14 protein-coding genes and 1 riboswitch are annotated in these 14,460 nt (G+C 70.1%); of the genes, 8 read left to right on the forward strand and 6 right to left on the reverse strand.

Annotated features, from left to right (window positions below; translation table 11 throughout):
* Nucleotides 1-256: 256 nt before the first annotated feature.
* From RMP09_RS18450 to RMP09_RS18470, 5 genes are read left to right on the forward strand one after another with little or no spacing between them, the layout of a single operon-like run.
* On the forward strand, nt 257-1,285 hold the full coding sequence (locus RMP09_RS18450) for an ABC transporter permease subunit (protein ID WP_310567435.1): 1,029 nt from the start codon (nt 257-259) through the stop codon (nt 1,283-1,285).
* Complete coding sequence (locus RMP09_RS18455) at nt 1,282-2,139, forward strand: ABC transporter permease subunit (RefSeq protein WP_310567436.1); 858 nt, start codon at nt 1,282-1,284, stop codon at nt 2,137-2,139. Before RMP09_RS18450 ends, RMP09_RS18455 begins: the two co-directional genes overlap by 4 nt.
* A gap of 18 nt (nt 2,140-2,157) precedes the next feature.
* Nucleotides 2,158-3,135, forward strand: coding sequence for an oligopeptide/dipeptide ABC transporter ATP-binding protein (locus RMP09_RS18460; protein ID WP_310567437.1), 978 nt, complete (start codon nt 2,158-2,160; stop codon nt 3,133-3,135).
* Complete coding sequence (locus RMP09_RS18465) at nt 3,132-4,094, forward strand: dipeptide ABC transporter ATP-binding protein (RefSeq protein WP_310567438.1); 963 nt, start codon at nt 3,132-3,134, stop codon at nt 4,092-4,094. Before RMP09_RS18460 ends, RMP09_RS18465 begins: the two co-directional genes overlap by 4 nt.
* Nucleotides 4,091-4,213, forward strand: a complete 123-nt coding sequence (locus RMP09_RS18470; RefSeq protein ID WP_310567439.1) for a hypothetical protein — start codon at nt 4,091-4,093, stop codon at nt 4,211-4,213. The genes RMP09_RS18465 and RMP09_RS18470 overlap by 4 nt, the downstream gene beginning before the upstream one ends.
* A 117-nt stretch (nt 4,214-4,330) precedes the next feature.
* On the opposite strand, the gene RMP09_RS18475 is transcribed toward RMP09_RS18470, so the two are convergent.
* The 5 genes from RMP09_RS18475 to RMP09_RS18495 form a co-directional block, all read right to left on the reverse strand.
* Complete coding sequence (locus RMP09_RS18475) at nt 4,331-6,118, reverse strand: ABC transporter transmembrane domain-containing protein (protein WP_310567440.1); 1,788 nt, start codon at nt 6,116-6,118, stop codon at nt 4,331-4,333.
* Nucleotides 6,119-6,176: 58 nt separating this feature from the next.
* Nucleotides 6,177-6,467: a hypothetical protein gene (locus RMP09_RS18480; protein WP_310567441.1), complete on the reverse strand. Its 291-nt coding sequence runs from the start codon at nt 6,465-6,467 to the stop codon at nt 6,177-6,179.
* Between the two features lie 96 nt (nt 6,468-6,563).
* Nucleotides 6,564-6,875, reverse strand: a complete 312-nt coding sequence (locus tag RMP09_RS18485; protein ID WP_310567442.1) for a hypothetical protein — start codon at nt 6,873-6,875, stop codon at nt 6,564-6,566.
* Nucleotides 6,876-7,089: 214 nt separating this feature from the next.
* Entirely contained in the window at nt 7,090-8,214 is a 1,125-nt protein-coding gene (locus RMP09_RS18490) for a carotenoid 1,2-hydratase (protein WP_310567443.1), read from the reverse strand.
* Nucleotides 8,214-10,763 carry an ABC transporter permease gene (locus tag RMP09_RS18495; protein WP_310567444.1) on the reverse strand — a complete coding sequence of 850 codons (2,550 nt, stop codon included), beginning with the start codon at nt 10,761-10,763 and terminating at the stop codon, nt 8,214-8,216. The genes RMP09_RS18490 and RMP09_RS18495 overlap by 1 nt, the downstream gene beginning before the upstream one ends.
* A 192-nt stretch (nt 10,764-10,955) precedes the next feature.
* Between RMP09_RS18495 and RMP09_RS18500 the strand changes: the two genes are divergently transcribed.
* Together RMP09_RS18500 and RMP09_RS18505 are read left to right on the forward strand one after the other, a co-directional pair.
* Entirely contained in the window at nt 10,956-11,852 is an 897-nt protein-coding gene (locus RMP09_RS18500; protein WP_310567445.1) for a transglutaminase family protein, read from the forward strand.
* 86 nt (nt 11,853-11,938) lie between these two features.
* The gene (locus RMP09_RS18505; protein WP_310567446.1) at nt 11,939-12,109 is read left to right on the forward strand and encodes a hypothetical protein; all 171 of its coding nucleotides are present in this window, start codon (nt 11,939-11,941) and stop codon (nt 12,107-12,109) included.
* A gap of 108 nt (nt 12,110-12,217) precedes the next feature.
* Here RMP09_RS18505 and RMP09_RS18510 read toward each other — a convergent pair whose 3' ends face one another.
* Entirely contained in the window at nt 12,218-12,997 is a 780-nt protein-coding gene (locus tag RMP09_RS18510) for a hypothetical protein (protein ID WP_310567447.1), read from the reverse strand.
* Nucleotides 12,998-13,152: 155 nt separating this feature from the next.
* A riboswitch (TPP riboswitch) is annotated at nt 13,153-13,259 on the forward strand.
* 67 nt (nt 13,260-13,326) lie between these two features.
* Here RMP09_RS18510 and RMP09_RS18515 point away from each other — a divergent pair.
* Entirely contained in the window at nt 13,327-14,367 is a 1,041-nt protein-coding gene (locus RMP09_RS18515) for a thiamine ABC transporter substrate-binding protein (protein WP_310567448.1), read from the forward strand.
* Nucleotides 14,368-14,460 lie beyond the last annotated feature (93 nt).

Raw genomic sequence — 14,460 nt, forward strand, 5'->3', positions numbered from 1 at the left:
CACCCCCGCGCCGCCTGCGGCGTGCCTTGCAGGCCGCGCCACCGTCGGAGCCGGTGTCACTTCGGGCTGTCCAAGTCTGCGCAGGCCGACTTGGAGCCGCGGCCCTCTGCCCTCTCAAGGGGGCAACGCGGTGCGGCCCGGCAAAGCCGGTTCCGCCGCGTTCTCGAAGGGGGCACTTCGCTTCGGTCAGGGTTCAGGCGTCATCCGTGACGCCTGATCTTTTTTCGCATTTGTAGAACAACAAGGAGCGTTCTCCATGCTGAGATACCTTCTCCAACGGTTGTTGGTGCTCATTCCCACGTTCCTGGGCATCACGCTGCTGACTTTCTCGCTCATCCGCCTGATCCCGGGAGACCCGGTGGAGGTGATGGTGGGCGAGCGCACGCTGGACCCCGTCATGCACGCCGCAGCACTCAAGCGCCTGGGGCTGGACCAGCCGCTGTACGTGCAGTACGGCCACTACCTGGCCGATCTCGCGCAGGGCAACCTGGGCCAGTCGCTCAAGACGCAGGCCAGTGTGTGGACCGAGTTCAAGTCGCTGTTTCCGGCCACGCTGGAACTGGCCCTGGTGGCGCTGCTGATCGCGCTGGTCTTTGGCCTCATCGCGGGCGTGCTGGCAGCGGTGCAGCGCGGCAAATGGCTGGACCACACCGTCATGACGGCGGCGCTCACCGGGTATTCGATGCCCATCTTCTGGTGGGGCCTGCTGCTGATCCTGATCTTCTCGGTCGGCCTGGGGTGGACCCCGGTGTCGGGCCGCCTGGATTTGATGTTTGACGTGCCGCCACAGACCGGCTTCATGCTCATCGACGCCTGGCTGGCCGAACGCGCCGACCCGGAACTCAACGCCGGTGCGCTGTGGGATGCGGTGCGTCACCTCATCCTGCCCGCCATCGTGCTGGGCACCATCCCGCTGGCGGTGATCGCGCGCATGACGCGCTCGTCCATGCTCGAAGTGCTGCGCGAAGACTACGTGCGCACCGCGCGCGCCAAGGGCCTCTCGCCCCTGCGCGTGATCTTCGTGCACACGCTGCGCAACGCGCTCATCCCGGTGCTCACGGTGGTCGGCCTGCAGGTGGGCACGCTGATGGGCGGCGCAGTGCTGACCGAGACCATCTTCTCCTGGCCGGGCATCGGCAAGTGGCTGATCGAAGCCATTGGCCGGCGTGACTACCCGGTGGTGCAGAACGGCATCCTGCTGATCGCCACGCTGGTGATCCTGACCAACTTCACCGTGGACCTGCTCTACGGTGTGGCCAACCCTCGCATCCGGGTGCAGTCATGAATCTGAACGAATTCTGGCGAGCTTTCTCGCACAACAAGGGCGCCGTGGCGGGGCTGCTGTTCATGGCGGTCGTGGTGCTGCTGGCGGTGTTCGCGCCCTGGGTCGCGCCGCACAGCCCGGTCGAACAGTACCGCGAGCATTTCCTGCAGGCCCCGGTCTGGTCCGGTGGCAGCAGCCAGTTTCTGCTGGGCACCGACGAGCTGGGCCGCGATCTGCTGTCGCGGCTGATGCACGGCGCGCGCCTGTCGCTGCTGGTGGGCCTGGTGTCGGTGCTGCTGGCCATGGTGCCCGGCGTGCTGCTGGGCCTGATCGCCGCGTTTGCGGGCAAGTGGGTGGACGCGGCCATCATGCGGGTGATGGACATCGTGATGGCGCTGCCCTCGCTGCTCATGGCCGTGGCCATCATGGCCATCCTCGGCCCGGGTCTGCTCAATGCCATGATCGCGATCGCGCTGGTCTCGCTGCCGGCCTATGTGCGCCTGGTGCGCGCCTCGGCCCTGAGCGAGCTGCAGCGCGACTACGTGACCGCCGCCCGCCTGTCGGGCGCGCGCACGCTGCGCCTGATGTTCGTGACCGTGCTGCCCAACTGCACCGCGCCGCTGATCGTGCACGCCACCATGAGCTTCTCGGCCGCCATCCTCGAAATCGCGGCACTGGGTTTCCTGGGGCTGGGCGTGCAGCCGCCGCTGCCCGAGTGGGGGACCATGCTCGCTTCGGCGCGCGACTACATCGAAAGCGCCTGGTGGGTGGTGACGCTGCCCGGCCTGACCATTCTGCTGTCGGTGCTGGCCATCAACCTGGTGGGCGACGGCCTGCGCGATGCGCTGGACCCCAAGCTCAAATCTGCCACCTGACGCCAGGGAACACACACCATGAGTCTCCTTGACATTCAGAACCTGAGCGTCGAATTCGGCGCCAAAGGCCGCGCCTTCCGCGCCGTGGACGGGCTGGACCTGCAGCTCGAACAGGGCCAGGTGATCGGCATCGTGGGCGAATCCGGCTCGGGCAAATCGGTGTCCATGATGGCGCTGATGGGCCTGCTGGCCGGCCAGGGTCACATCGCGGCCGACCGCCTGCGCTTCGACGGCCAGGACCTGCAGACCATCTCCGCCCGGCAGCGTCGCAAGATCCTGGGCAAGGACATGGCCATGATCTTCCAGGACCCGATGACCTCGCTCAACCCCTGCTTCACGGTGGGCTTCCAGATCGAGGAAGTGTTGCGCGAACACATGGGGCTGCGCGGGGCGGCGGCGCGTGCGCGCGCCATCGAACTGCTGCAGATGGTGGAGATCCCCGCCGCCGCGAGCCGGCTCGAAAGCTATCCGCACCAGTTCTCGGGCGGCATGGCGCAGCGCGTGATGATCGCGATCGCTATCGCCTGCAAGCCCAAGCTGCTGATCGCCGATGAACCCACCACCGCGCTGGACGTGACCATCCAGGCGCAGATCATGGAGCTGCTGGTGCAGCTGCAGCGCGCCCACAACATGGCGCTGGTGCTGATCACGCACGACCTGGCGGTGGTGGCCGAAGTGGCCCAGCGCGTGGCCGTGATGTACGCCGGTCAGGTGGTGGAGCAAGGCGCGGTGGACGCGCTGTTCGCCGCCCCCACGCACCCCTACACCCATGCCCTGCTGCAGAGCGTGCCCGAGCACAGCCGCGGCGCGCGCCGCCTGCACACACTGCCCGGCATCGTGCCCGGCCAGCACGACCGGCCGGCGGGCTGCCTGCTCTCACCCCGCTGCCCGCGGGTGCAGGACCGTTGCCGCAACGAACGCCCCGCACTGGTGAACGCGCATGGCATGCTGACCCGTTGCTTTTTTCCCATGACCGAAGAGAAGGTGGCCGCATGACGAACACCGTGATGCAGGCCGAGGGCCTGACACGCCACTACGGTGTGGCCCAAGGCTTCATGAAGCCCCAGCTCACCGTCAAGGCCCTGGTCGATGTGTCGTTCCAGCTGGAGGCCGGCAAGACCCTGGCCGTGGTCGGCGAATCGGGCTGCGGCAAGAGCACGCTGGCGCGCCAGCTCACCCTGATCGAGCCCCCCACCGAAGGCCGGTTACGCGTGGGCGAGGAATGGGTGCAGCCGGGCGACCGTGCGCAGTACAAGCGCCTGCGCAGCCAGGTGCAGATGGTGTTCCAGAACCCCTACGCCTCGCTCAACCCGCGGCAGAAGATCGGCCACCAGATCGCCGAGCCGCTGCTGCTCAACACCCCGTTGAGTGCGGCCGAGCGCCAGCAGAAGGTGCAGGACATCCTGCAGCGCGTGGGCCTGCGGCCCGAGCACTACGACCGCTACGCCCACATGTTCTCGGGCGGGCAGCGCCAGCGCATCGCCATCGCGCGCGCCATGGTGCTGCAGCCCAAGATCCTGGTGGCGGACGAGCCGACTTCGGCGCTGGACGTGTCCATCCAGGCCCAGGTGCTCAACCTGTTCATGGACCTGCAGGAGCAGTTGCAGACCGCCTATGTGTTCGTCTCGCACAACCTGGCGGTGGTCGAGCACATCGCCAACGACGTGATGGTCATGTACCTGGGGCGGGTGGTGGAGGCCGGCCCCAAGGCCACCCTGTTCGCCAACGCGCTGCACCCCTACACGCAGGCCCTGCTGTCGGCCACGCCGTCCATCGACCCGGCGCAGCGCCAGAAGAAGATCAAGATCCACGGCGAGCTGCCCAGCCCGTTGAACCCGCCCTCGGGCTGTGCCTTTCACAAGCGCTGCCCCAAGGCGGATGGGCGCTGCGAAAGTGAGCTGCCGTTGCTGCGGCCGCTGGAAGGGCGGCAGGTGGCTTGCCACCACGCCGGATGATCGACGCACTGCTTTCGGTGGATGCCGAGCCACTGCGTGGGTGGGTGTACCGGGCCTCGGACTGGATCACGTTCCACCTGCTCGACGACCCGGCCTGGCTGGCGCTGATGTTCTGCTGAGCCACGCCCCGCAGCGGCGGCGCGTGGGGGCAGCCGTTTCGCCGACGGGCCGCTCCCAAGGCGAAACAGCCCCCCTGGGGGGCAGCGACCCGCGCAGCGGCGGAGCGTGGGGGCGTTTCAAGTGTTGAACTGCAGCGCCGCCAACCCCGCATACACCCCGCCCTGCGCCACCAGCTGGGCGTGCGTGCCGTGCTCCACCAGCCGGCCGTGGTCCAGCACCACGATGTGGTCGGCCTTCTGAACGGTGGCCAGGCGGTGGGCGATGACCAGCGTGGTGCGGTCTTTCATGGCCGATTCCAGCGCGGCCTGCACCATGCGTTCGCTTTGCGCGTCCAGCGCACTGGTGGCTTCGTCCAGCAGCAGCAGCGGCGGGTTCTTGAGCATGGCGCGCGCGATGGCGATGCGCTGGCGCTGCCCGCCCGAGAGGCGCACGCCCCGCTCGCCCAGGTAGGTGTGGTAGCCCTCGGGCAGCTGGGTGATGAACTCGTCGGCGAAGGCCGCCTGTGCGGCGGCGCGCACCTCGTCGTCGCTGGCGTCGGGGCGGCCGTAGCGGATGTTCTCCAGCGCGCTGCTGGAAAAAATCACCGGGTCCTGCGGCACGGTGCCGATGCGCGCGCGCAAGGCCTGCAGGTCCATCTGCTGGATGGGCACGCCATCGAGCACGATCTGGCCCGCCTGCGGGTCGTACCAGCGCAGCAGCAGGCCGAACACCGTGCTCTTGCCCGCGCCGCTGGGGCCGACCAGGGCCACGGTCTGCCCGGGTTGCACCGTCAGGGCAAAGTCCTGCAGAGCCGGCTGTGCGGGGCGCGAAGGGTAGTGGAAGCGCACCGCGTCAAACACCAGCGCACTGCCGCCGGCCGGCCAGGGCGCCTGCACCGGCCGGGCCGGGGACTGCACCGGTGAGCGCAGGTGCAGCAGCTCCATCAGCCGTTCGCTGGCGCCGGCGGCGCGCAGCAGGTCGCCGTACACCTCGCCCAGCACCGCCACCGCGCCGGCCAGGATGATGATGTAGACGACGGTCTGCCCCAGGTGGCCGGCGCTGATGTCGCCCGCCAGCACCGCCTGTGTGCCCTGGTACAGGCCCCACAGCAGCAGGGCCGCGGTGCTGATGATGATGAAGGCCACCAGGCCGGCGCGCGCACGGCTGCGTTTGACGGCGGTGCCAAAGGCCTGCTCGGTCGAATCGGCAAAGCGCTGCGCTTCGCGGTCTTCGGCGGTGTAACTCTGCACGATGGGGATGGCGTTGAGCACCTCGGCGGCGATGGCGCTGCTGTCGGCCACGCGGTCCTGGCTGGCGCGCGAGAGCTTGCGCACGCGCCGGCCAAACCACATGCTGGGCAGCACCACCAGCACGATGATCAGCGACACCTGCAGCATCACGTAGGGGTTGGTCCACACCAGCATGAGCAGGGCGCCGAGGCCCATCACCGCGTTGCGCAGGCCCATGGACAACGACGAGCCCACGACGGTCTGCACCAGGGTGGTGTCGGTGGTCAGGCGCGAGAGGACTTCACCCGTCTGCGTGGTTTCAAAAAACTGCGGGCTCTGGCGCAGCACGTGGCTGTAGACCGCGTCGCGCAGGTCGGCCGTGATGCGCTCGCCCAGCCAGCTGACCAGGTAAAAGCGCCCGGCCGAGAACGCGCCCAGGGCGACGGCCACGCCGAAGAGTTGCAGGAAGTGGCCCCGCAACGCGAGGGTTTGCGCGCTGCGCTCGGCCGGCACCAGGCCGCCATCGATCAGGTCGCGCAGCGCCACCGGGAACAGCAGCGTCGCGGCGGCGGCCAGCACCAGGAACAGGGCGGCCAGCGCGATCTGCAGGCGGTAGGGGCGCAAAAACGGGAGCAGGCCGGTGAGCGGGCCTGGGCCCTGGGCGGGGGGGCGTGCGGGGGCGGTGCGGGCGTTCATGGCCGCCAGTGTGCCGGGTTTGTGCCGGGTTGGGCCCGGCCCCGCCCGGTTGGGGTGGTCAGTCGGACGTGGCGGTGGCGGCCACCAGGCGCTCGTGGGCTTCTCGCAGCTGTCCGATCAGTTCGTCGACCTCGGCCATGAACTGCTCCCGGGTGGCTTGCGGGCTGCGCGTGACCAGGGCGGCCGCGCTCTCGGCCAGCGCCAGCTCGCCGGCCTGGCGGGCCCAGCGGCGCACTTCGCAATAGGCCAGCAAGGCCAGCCGGCTCATGTCCTGGTGGCGTCGGGCGTGTTGCATGTCGCCCAGCAGATCTTCCAGGCTGAGCTGAAGGGGCGCGGGATGGGTGTTCATGTTGCGGTGCAGCATAGCGCAATCGGTTGCGCTGTGCACCTGCATTTTTAGGGGCGGTTGTCGGTTTGGCGACAGACGGTCGCCCGCCCCCGCCGTTCAGACCATTCGCCTGAGTTCTTTGGGGTCCACCCAGCCTTCAAACAGGTGCAGCAGGCCGTGCATGCGCCCGTCGGCGATGGCCTGGCAATGCTGCAGCGCGATCAGCCGGTAGGTACCGCTGCGCAGCATCCACAGGTCGCGGTGCTGGCGCGCGGTGCCCAGCTGGCGTTTGAGCTGCTCGGCATCCGGACCCTGGCAGTCGTCGACGGCCGCCAGCAGGGCGCTGCGAACGGTCTGCAGGTCGGCCCGGCGCTGGGCGGGGCGCGCGCGGCGCAGGGCGCGCAGCAGTCGGGCGATGCAGGGCGGCATGGAGCGGTGTCGGAGGGCAACGGGTGGCGTTGCGTGGGCTGTGGGGGCAGGGCCTGCCAGGGGTCTGGGGCTGGCCAGCCCGTGACTGTGCATGGTGGTGGGCCCACGCAGCACCTTGCAGGCCGCGCATCCCGGCCCCGGGGTGACATGCGTCACGTCTTTGTGGTCTTGTGCGTACCCGGCGCGCGAACCGCCGCACTGCCCGCCCAGTGGCTCACAGCACCAGGCGCTGGGCGTAGCCCGTCATTTCCAGGTAACCGCGGCCCACGCGATGACCCTGCTCGTCGAGCAGGTCGGCCAGCCCTTCCCAGTACACCGTGCCGGTGCTCTGGCGGCTGTCGAGTTCCTGCGGGTCGATCACGGCGCGCACGGTGTGCCGGCCGGCGGGGGTGCGCACGCGCCATTCCACCGGGTAGCGCGCCCGGGTGCGCGGGCTGGTCCAGAAGCGGCGGGGCTCGAACACCACGCTGTCGGGGGCAAAGTGCCGCGCACCGGTGCGCTGGGCCTCGCTGGCCTGGCGCCAAGAGCCACCGGCCCACAGCGCGCTGCCGTCGGCGCGGCGCAGCCGGAAGGCGGTCAGGCTGCTGCCGTCGTTCAGGTTCATGCCGATCCAGTCCCAGCCCACCGCGTCGGGGTGCAGCAGGGCCTGGCTCCATTCGTGGTCCAGCCAGGCGCGGCCGTGTACCGCAAAGGTCTGGCCGCCCAGGCGCAGCCGGCCCTGCACCGCCAGCTGCGGGTGGCTGGTGTAGAAGCTCGCCTGCGCCGGCTGCGGCCCCTTGCGCGAAAACCCGGCCTCGCCCTGCAGCAGAAAGGCCTGGTCCGCCTGCGCACGCAGTTCCATGGCCAGCCCGTCGCTGCGCACCTGCGCCACATAGCCGCCGTCCGGCAGGCGCTGCAAAGACCAGTCGCGCAGCACCACGTGCAGGTCCTGGTCGCTGGCCCACACGCCACCTTCGCGCTGCGCGGGCGGCGAGCCGTTCCAGCGCGCGATGCGCTGGTCGTGGTGCAGCTGGCCGCCCTGCACATCGGTGATGGCGGCGTGCGCGAACAGCAGTTGCCGTGCGGCCAGGCGCCCCGGCAGGCTTTGCGCCGCATCCACCCGGCTGCGGAAGAAGGTGACCTGAAAGCCGAACGGTCGGCCTGCCGCGTCTTGCGCATGGCCGGTGAGGTACCACCACTCGGTGTGGGTGGCGTTGTGCGTGCCGTGGTCGCGCGGGAAGCGTAGCGGCCGCGGTTGCAGCACGGCGCTGGCGTCGATATCGGGTGCCGCGTGCGCCGCCCAGGGCAGGGCCAGACCGGCGGCCAGCCACTGGCGGCGGTTGAAGCCGGGCATCTGCATCACCAGTCCTCCTTGACGGCCTGCACCGCGTCGCGGCCGGCGGCGGCGCGCCCGGCCAGCCAAGCCGTGACCGTGCCGGCGGCCACCACCGCAACACACAGTGCCAGCAGGCGCCCCCAGGGCAGGGCCATGTCCATGGTCCAGTGGAAGCTCTGCGGGTTGACCACGTGCACCAGCACCACGCTCACCGCCAGGCCCAGCGCCAGGCCGGCCAGCGCGCCCAGCGTGGTCCAGGCCAGGCCTTCGAGCGCCACCACACCCAGGATCTGCCGGCGCGTGAGGCCCAGGTGCGCCAGCAGGCCGAACTCTTTGCGCCGTGCCAGCACCTGGGCACTGAAGCTGGCCGCCACGCCGAACAGGCCGATGCCGATGGCCACCGCCTGCAGCCAGTAGGTGACGGCAAAACTGCGGTCGAAGATGCGCAGCGAGGTGGCGCGGATCTCGCCGGCCGAGGCGAAGTCGATCAGGCCGTCGGCGCCTTGCTCGCGTGCCAGCTGGCGGATGGCTTCGCGCACCACGTCTTCGTCCGCACCGTCGGCCAGGTGCAGGGCCAGGTCGCTCACGCGCGGGTCGCCGCCCAGGCGCAGGTGGTCGGCGCGGTCCATGACCACGCTGCCGTGCTGGCGGGCGTAGTCGCGCCAGACGCCGGCGACAAAAAAGCGGGTGCCCGCGGGGGCCGCGAACGCCATCGCGAGCGCCGGCAGATCGCCGCCCGGCCGTGCGCCGTGCAGGTCCACCACCGCTTCGCTCACGTACACCGGCACCACGGTTTCGCCCAGGCGTGTCGCGGGCAGCGGCAGTGGGCCGACCACCAGTGGCAGCACCTGGCCCGGGCGGTCGGCCCCGGCCAGCGGGCGCACCAGCAGCGTCACCGGCGGCAGGGATGCGTTCAGCTGCAGGGCGGTGGTGCGCAGCGGTTCGGCGCGCGCCACACCCGGCACCCGGCCCACGGCGGCCACAAACGCCTCGGGCAGCGTGTTGCCTTCGCCCGCGCCGCTGCCGCCCGCGCGCAGGTACAGCGGGGCGGGCAGCACACCGTCCAGCCACTGGGTGACCGAGTCGCGGAAGCTCGCCACCATCACCGTCAGCGCCACCGACAGCGCCAGGCTGGCCACCACGCCGCTGGTGGCCACGGCGGCGGTGTCGCGCTGGCGGCGTGAACGTTCCACCGCCAGCAGCGGCAAGGCATGGCGCGCCACGCGCGGCGCGATGCGGTCGAGCAGCGCGCCCACGGCCAGCGGCAGGGCCGCGATGCCGCCCACCAGCAGCAGGCCCACCGACGCATACGCCGCCAGCGGGATGCCCGCCACCGGCGGCGCCCAGGCCAGGGCCGCCGCCAGCGCCACCAGGCCCAGCGCCAGCGCATGCGAACGTGGGCCGGCACGCTCGCCCGTGCCCAGTCCCTTGAGCGCCAGCGCGGGCGCCATGCGGGCGCTGGCGCGCGCCGGCCACCAGCCCCCGGCCACAGCGGCCACCACACCCAGCCCGCCGTAGAGCCCGGCGGCCCAGGGGCTCCAGTGCAGCGTGGGCGCGGCCCCGGCGAAGTAGCCCCCGCCCAGGTCGCCGCCCAGCACGCGCAGCGCCAGCGCGGCCAGGCCGGTGCCCAGGGCCACGCCGAGCACGCTGCCCAGCAGGCCCAGCAGCGCCGATTCGGCCAGCACCAGGCGCATGCGCTCGCGCGCCGACAGGCCCAGCACTCCCAGCAGCGCAAACTGCTGCTGGCGCCGCGCGACCGACAGCGACAGCACCGAGAACACCAGGAAACCGCCGGTGAACAGCGCCACCAGGGCCAGCACCGTGAGGTTGACGCGGTAGGCGCGCGAGAGCAGGCTGGCGCGTTCGCCGGTCTGTTCGGGGCGCTGCGCCAGCACCATGGCCGGCAGCGCGAGGGTGCCCAGCACCTCGTCGGCCACGGCGCCGGGGGCCAGGCGCAGGTCGATGCGGCTGAGCGCGCCGGGCCGCTGCAGCAGCGCCTGCGCGGCGGCCACGTCCATCACCAGCAAGGGGGCGCCGGGGGCGTTCACCGTGCCGGCCACGCGCAGGGTGTGCCATTGCAGGCCGCTTTGCACCTGCAGCTGCGGGGCATGGCCCAGCGCCGCGCGGGCGGCGGGGTTGAGGAACACCGCATCGGGGGCGAACAGGTCGCTGCGGCCGGCGCCCGCGGCCAGCCGCGGCAGCAGGGCGGGCGAGACGCCGGCCACGGCCAGGGCGTCCACCCCCAGCAGGCGCAATGGCACGCGCTGGCCCGACGCAGCCCGGGCGCTGGTGGGCAGGTCCAGCACCGGGCTGGCCAGCGCCACGCCGGGGTGGGCGGTCACGCGCTCGTGCAGGGCGTCGTCCAGCAGGCCCTGGCGGGCGCGCAGGCTCAGGTCGGGCTGGCCGTTGACGGTGCTGACCGCGCTGGCGAATTCGGCCAGGGCCGAGGCGTTGATCAGCTGCACCGCCATCGCCAGCGCCACACCCAGCAGCACGGCCACCACCGCCGCCGCGCTGCGCCAGGGATGGTGGCGCAGTTCCTGCCAGGAGAAGGTGGTGAGCAGCGAGCGCATGAGGAGGCAGCATAGGGCAAGGCCCAACACGGTCCGCGGGGCATGGGCATGTCGTACCCCGATCGGCGGTGTGCGCCAGCGCACTGGCCCGAAGCTTGCGTGCGCCTATGATGGGTTTTCCAGTTCGCTGGAAAGTCCGCTCCTGCGGCGCTGACGGCACCCTGGGTTGTTCCTGTTCTCCAAAGTGATCCCATGGTCCGCATCCACCTCGCCATCGACCTGCAGTACCAGGTCCACACCCCGCCCGGGGCCGACTTCATCTTCAACCTGCAGTGCGCGCAGACGCGCCAGCAGCAGGTGGTCTGGGAAGAGCTGCTGGTCAGCCAGCCCGTGCCCCAGACCAGCCACACCGACCCGGTCACCAGCACCCGCACGCTGCGGCTGAGCGCCGTGCCCGGCCCGTTGCTGGTGCGTTACCGCGCCACGCTGGACATCACCCACCACAGCGAAGCGCCCGCGATGGTGATGGAGACGCCGGTGGCCCAGCTGCCGCCCGAGGCCCTGGTTTATCTGTACCCCAGCCGCTACTGCCAGTCCGACTGTCTGGCGGCGCAGGCCATGGCCCTGTTCGGTGCCCTGCCGCAGGGCCATGCGCGCGTGATCGCGGTGCGCGACTGGGTGCGGGGCCAGGTGCGTTTCCAGTCCAACAGCAGCAACTCCACAACCTCGGCGCTGGACACCCTGCACAACCACGCGGGCGTGTGCCGCGACTTCGCCCACCTCATGATCGCCATGTGCCGCGCGCTGAACATCCCGGCGCGCTTCACCACCGGCATCGACTTCGGCGCCGACCCGGCCCTGGGGCCGACCGACTTCCACGCCTATGTGGAGGTCTACCTCAGCCACCGCTGGTACCTGTTCGACCCTTCGGGCACGGCCATTCCCATGGGCTTTGTGCGCATCGGCACCGGGCGCGATGCGGCCGACGCCTCGTTTGCCACGATCTTCGGCCAGGTCACCGCGCAGGCACCGCGCATCGACATTTCGGCCCAGAGCGGCAGCCCGTCGGGCTGGGTCTACCCGGTGCACCGCGACGACGCGCTGTCCACCGACGCGGCCTCGCCCTGGAACCTGGTCAACGCGCGCTGATCGGTCTGTGGCGGGTCGGGGCGGGAGGGGGCGGCGTCTGTGGTCCAATAACGGGTTTTCAACCCACCTCTCAGAGACAGACTGCCATGGGCAACAAACTCTTCACCGAAGCCGACCGCCGTGCCACCCCCCGTCCCTCCGCCGTCAACGGCGTTGTTCTGCCCACCCCCGGCCGTGGCCAGCGCGTGAGCCTGGAGCGCGGTGTCGCCACCCGCTCCAAAAAGAACCCCGGCAAGCGCTCCAAGAAGGGCGGCTGATCGCCCTGCGGTGGCCAGCGGTTCGGTGGACCGCTGGGCGCAACCCTACCCATGCAAAAGGCCCCTTTCGGGGCCTTTTTGTTGGGGTGTCCGCGCCGGGGTGGCGGATCAGGTCAGCGGCTCCACCGGTGCCGAGAGCAGGTAGACGCCCGACTCGGTGATGGCGCGCTTGAAGGTCCACTGCTGGTCGTCGCTCGTGACCACCGGTGCTTCGCAGCTGATGGCGCCGGTGCGGTTGACATGGCAGATCTGCACCGCGCTGCTGTCGCCCAGCTGGCTCTTGCTCAGGCGGAACACGGCCGTGGCGGGCTTGTCCGTGAAGTTGTGCGTGTACTCGAAACCGTTGACGGCGGTGCCCGGGAGCGAGCCCACGGGCAGGTCGGTCAGCATCGCGCTGGTCCACGACAGCAGGTAGTTGGGCGATGCTTCGCTGCCGGTGTTGTTCACACGGCTCACGCCGGTGACGCAGCCGACCGAGCCGGCCGCAAAGCGGCTGCCCAGCTCCACGCCCATGCGGTCGTTCGTTTCGGTGGGCGTGTAGCTGTGCGTCATCACGTCGCGCAGGTCTTCCAGCGGCAGGGCCAGACTTTGCGTGCCAACGTCGTAGGGGTATCCCGTGAGCGAGGTGAGCAAGCGCATCGGCATCTCGACGCTGTTGATCTCGGTCGTCAGGTCGTAGACGATGTCAAGGCGCTCAAGACCGGTCGCGACGGTGACGGGCGTCGCTACCACGCCGCAGATGGTGGGGGCCGATGCCGGCTGGACCGGCGAATCGGAGGATCCGACAACAGGTGCTCCGTCCCCGCCGCCACCGCAAGCGGTGAGCAGGGCCAGCGTCAGGGTGCTCAGCGACAGGGCCAGGCGGGAGGTCAGTGGTTTGCGGTTCATGGCGGTTTCCATTTCCCTGGGGGTCGTTGTGATGTCCGGGCGACTCGAAAAGGGAGTCGGTACCCTTTGTTTCGAACCATCCTTGCGCTTCTTGAGCGGTTTTTGCAGACATTTCGTCGCCTGTTTTTTCGCTAGTACGGCCGGCCTACAATGGCGCCTTCCACCGGGGGTGCGCCGTGGTCCAAAGGGCCACAGCGCTGAGAAATACCCCTCTCACCTGATCTGGGTTGTGCCAGCGTAGGGAGCGTGTTGAAGTGGTCCGCCCTGTGCGGTGATCGGTCTTCAGCCGCTGGCCTCATGGCTTTGTTGGTATGAAAAGGCGGCTTCACATGCAACGGCGGTTTCTGTTTCCGGTTCTCCTGTCTCTCGCGGGCCTTGGCCTGGCCCCCGTGGCCCTGGCGGCGGCGCCCGTCACGCTGCGGGTGCTCACCCACAGCTCGTTCGACCTGCCCAAGGAACAGCTGGCCCAGTTCGAAAAAGACGCCGGCGTGAAGCTGCAGATCGTCAAGGCCGGAGACGCCGGCGAGATGACCAACAAGCTCATCCTGACCCGCGCACGCCCCATTGCCGACGTGGTCTACGGCATCGACAACACCCTGCTGCCGCGCGCCCTGGCCGCCGGTGTGATCCAGCCCTACACCGGCCCCGCATCGCAGCGCATGTCGGCCGCCACGCTGAATGCCGGGGTGGTGCCGGTGGACTACGGTTTCGTCACCCTCAACATCGACAAGGCCTGGTTCGCCAAGAGCGGCCTGGCCCTGCCCGCCAGCCTGGACGATCTGACCAAGCCCGCCTACGCCAAGCTGCTGGTGGTGCAGAACCCCGCCACCTCCAGCCCTGGCATGGCGTTTTTGCAGGCCACCATCGGCGGGCTGGGTGAAGAAAAAGCCTTCGACTGGTGGAAGGCCTTGCGCGCCAATGGCGTGAAAGTGGTCAAGGGCTGGACCGAGGCCTACTACACCGAATTCACCCGCAACGGCGGCACGCGGCCCATCGTGGTCAGCTACGCCACCAGCCCGGCGGCCGAGGTGTTCTACAGCAAGGACAAGATCACCGAATCGCCCACCGCCAACCTGTTCCTCAAGGGCGGCGTGTTCCGCCAGGTCGAGGGCGTGGCCCTGGTCAAGGGCGGCCGCCCGGCCGCGCGCGAAGCCGCCGGCCAGTTCATCGAATTCCTGCGCTCGGCACAGGTGCAACAGGCGTTGCAGACCACGATGTGGATGTACCCGGCCGAGGTCGGCGCCGCGCGTGCGGACCTGATCAAGCGGCACGCGGTCGAGCCGTCCAGCTACGACAACCCGGCCAGCGCGGAAGCTTCGGGCAAGTCCAAGGCCTGGCTGCAGCGCTGGACCAAAACCGTCTTGAAGTGAACGTCTTCGGATGACCCCCCTGCGCCGCTCCGCGGCTTCCCCCCGGGGGGGACGCACCCAGTGGCCCGGCAAAGCCGGTTCCACGGGTGCCCT

It is taken from the genome of Hydrogenophaga sp. (assembly GCF_031426985.1).
Classification (GTDB): Bacteria; Pseudomonadota; Gammaproteobacteria; order Burkholderiales; family Burkholderiaceae_C; genus Hydrogenophaga.

Coding starts and splice junctions, on each gene's coding strand:
- RMP09_RS18470 (WP_310567439.1), top strand. CDS start 4,091: ATGATCGACGCACTGCTTTCGGTGGATGCCGAGCCACTGCGTGGGTGG.
- RMP09_RS18480 (WP_310567441.1), bottom strand. CDS start 6,467: ATGAACACCCATCCCGCGCCCCTTCAGCTCAGCCTGGAAGATCTGCTG.
- RMP09_RS18495 (WP_310567444.1), bottom strand. CDS start 10,763: ATGCGCTCGCTGCTCACCACCTTCTCCTGGCAGGAACTGCGCCACCAT.
- RMP09_RS18475 (WP_310567440.1), bottom strand. CDS start 6,118: ATGAACGCCCGCACCGCCCCCGCACGCCCCCCCGCCCAGGGCCCAGGC.
- RMP09_RS18450 (WP_310567435.1), top strand. CDS start 257: ATGCTGAGATACCTTCTCCAACGGTTGTTGGTGCTCATTCCCACGTTC.
- RMP09_RS18455 (WP_310567436.1), top strand. CDS start 1,282: ATGAATCTGAACGAATTCTGGCGAGCTTTCTCGCACAACAAGGGCGCC.
- RMP09_RS18500 (WP_310567445.1), top strand. CDS start 10,956: ATGGTCCGCATCCACCTCGCCATCGACCTGCAGTACCAGGTCCACACC.
- RMP09_RS18460 (WP_310567437.1), top strand. CDS start 2,158: ATGAGTCTCCTTGACATTCAGAACCTGAGCGTCGAATTCGGCGCCAAA.
- RMP09_RS18515 (WP_310567448.1), top strand. CDS start 13,327: ATGCAACGGCGGTTTCTGTTTCCGGTTCTCCTGTCTCTCGCGGGCCTT.
- RMP09_RS18465 (WP_310567438.1), top strand. CDS start 3,132: ATGACGAACACCGTGATGCAGGCCGAGGGCCTGACACGCCACTACGGT.
- RMP09_RS18510 (WP_310567447.1), bottom strand. CDS start 12,997: ATGAACCGCAAACCACTGACCTCCCGCCTGGCCCTGTCGCTGAGCACC.
- RMP09_RS18490 (WP_310567443.1), bottom strand. CDS start 8,214: ATGCAGATGCCCGGCTTCAACCGCCGCCAGTGGCTGGCCGCCGGTCTG.
- RMP09_RS18505 (WP_310567446.1), top strand. CDS start 11,939: ATGGGCAACAAACTCTTCACCGAAGCCGACCGCCGTGCCACCCCCCGT.
- RMP09_RS18485 (WP_310567442.1), bottom strand. CDS start 6,875: ATGCCGCCCTGCATCGCCCGACTGCTGCGCGCCCTGCGCCGCGCGCGC.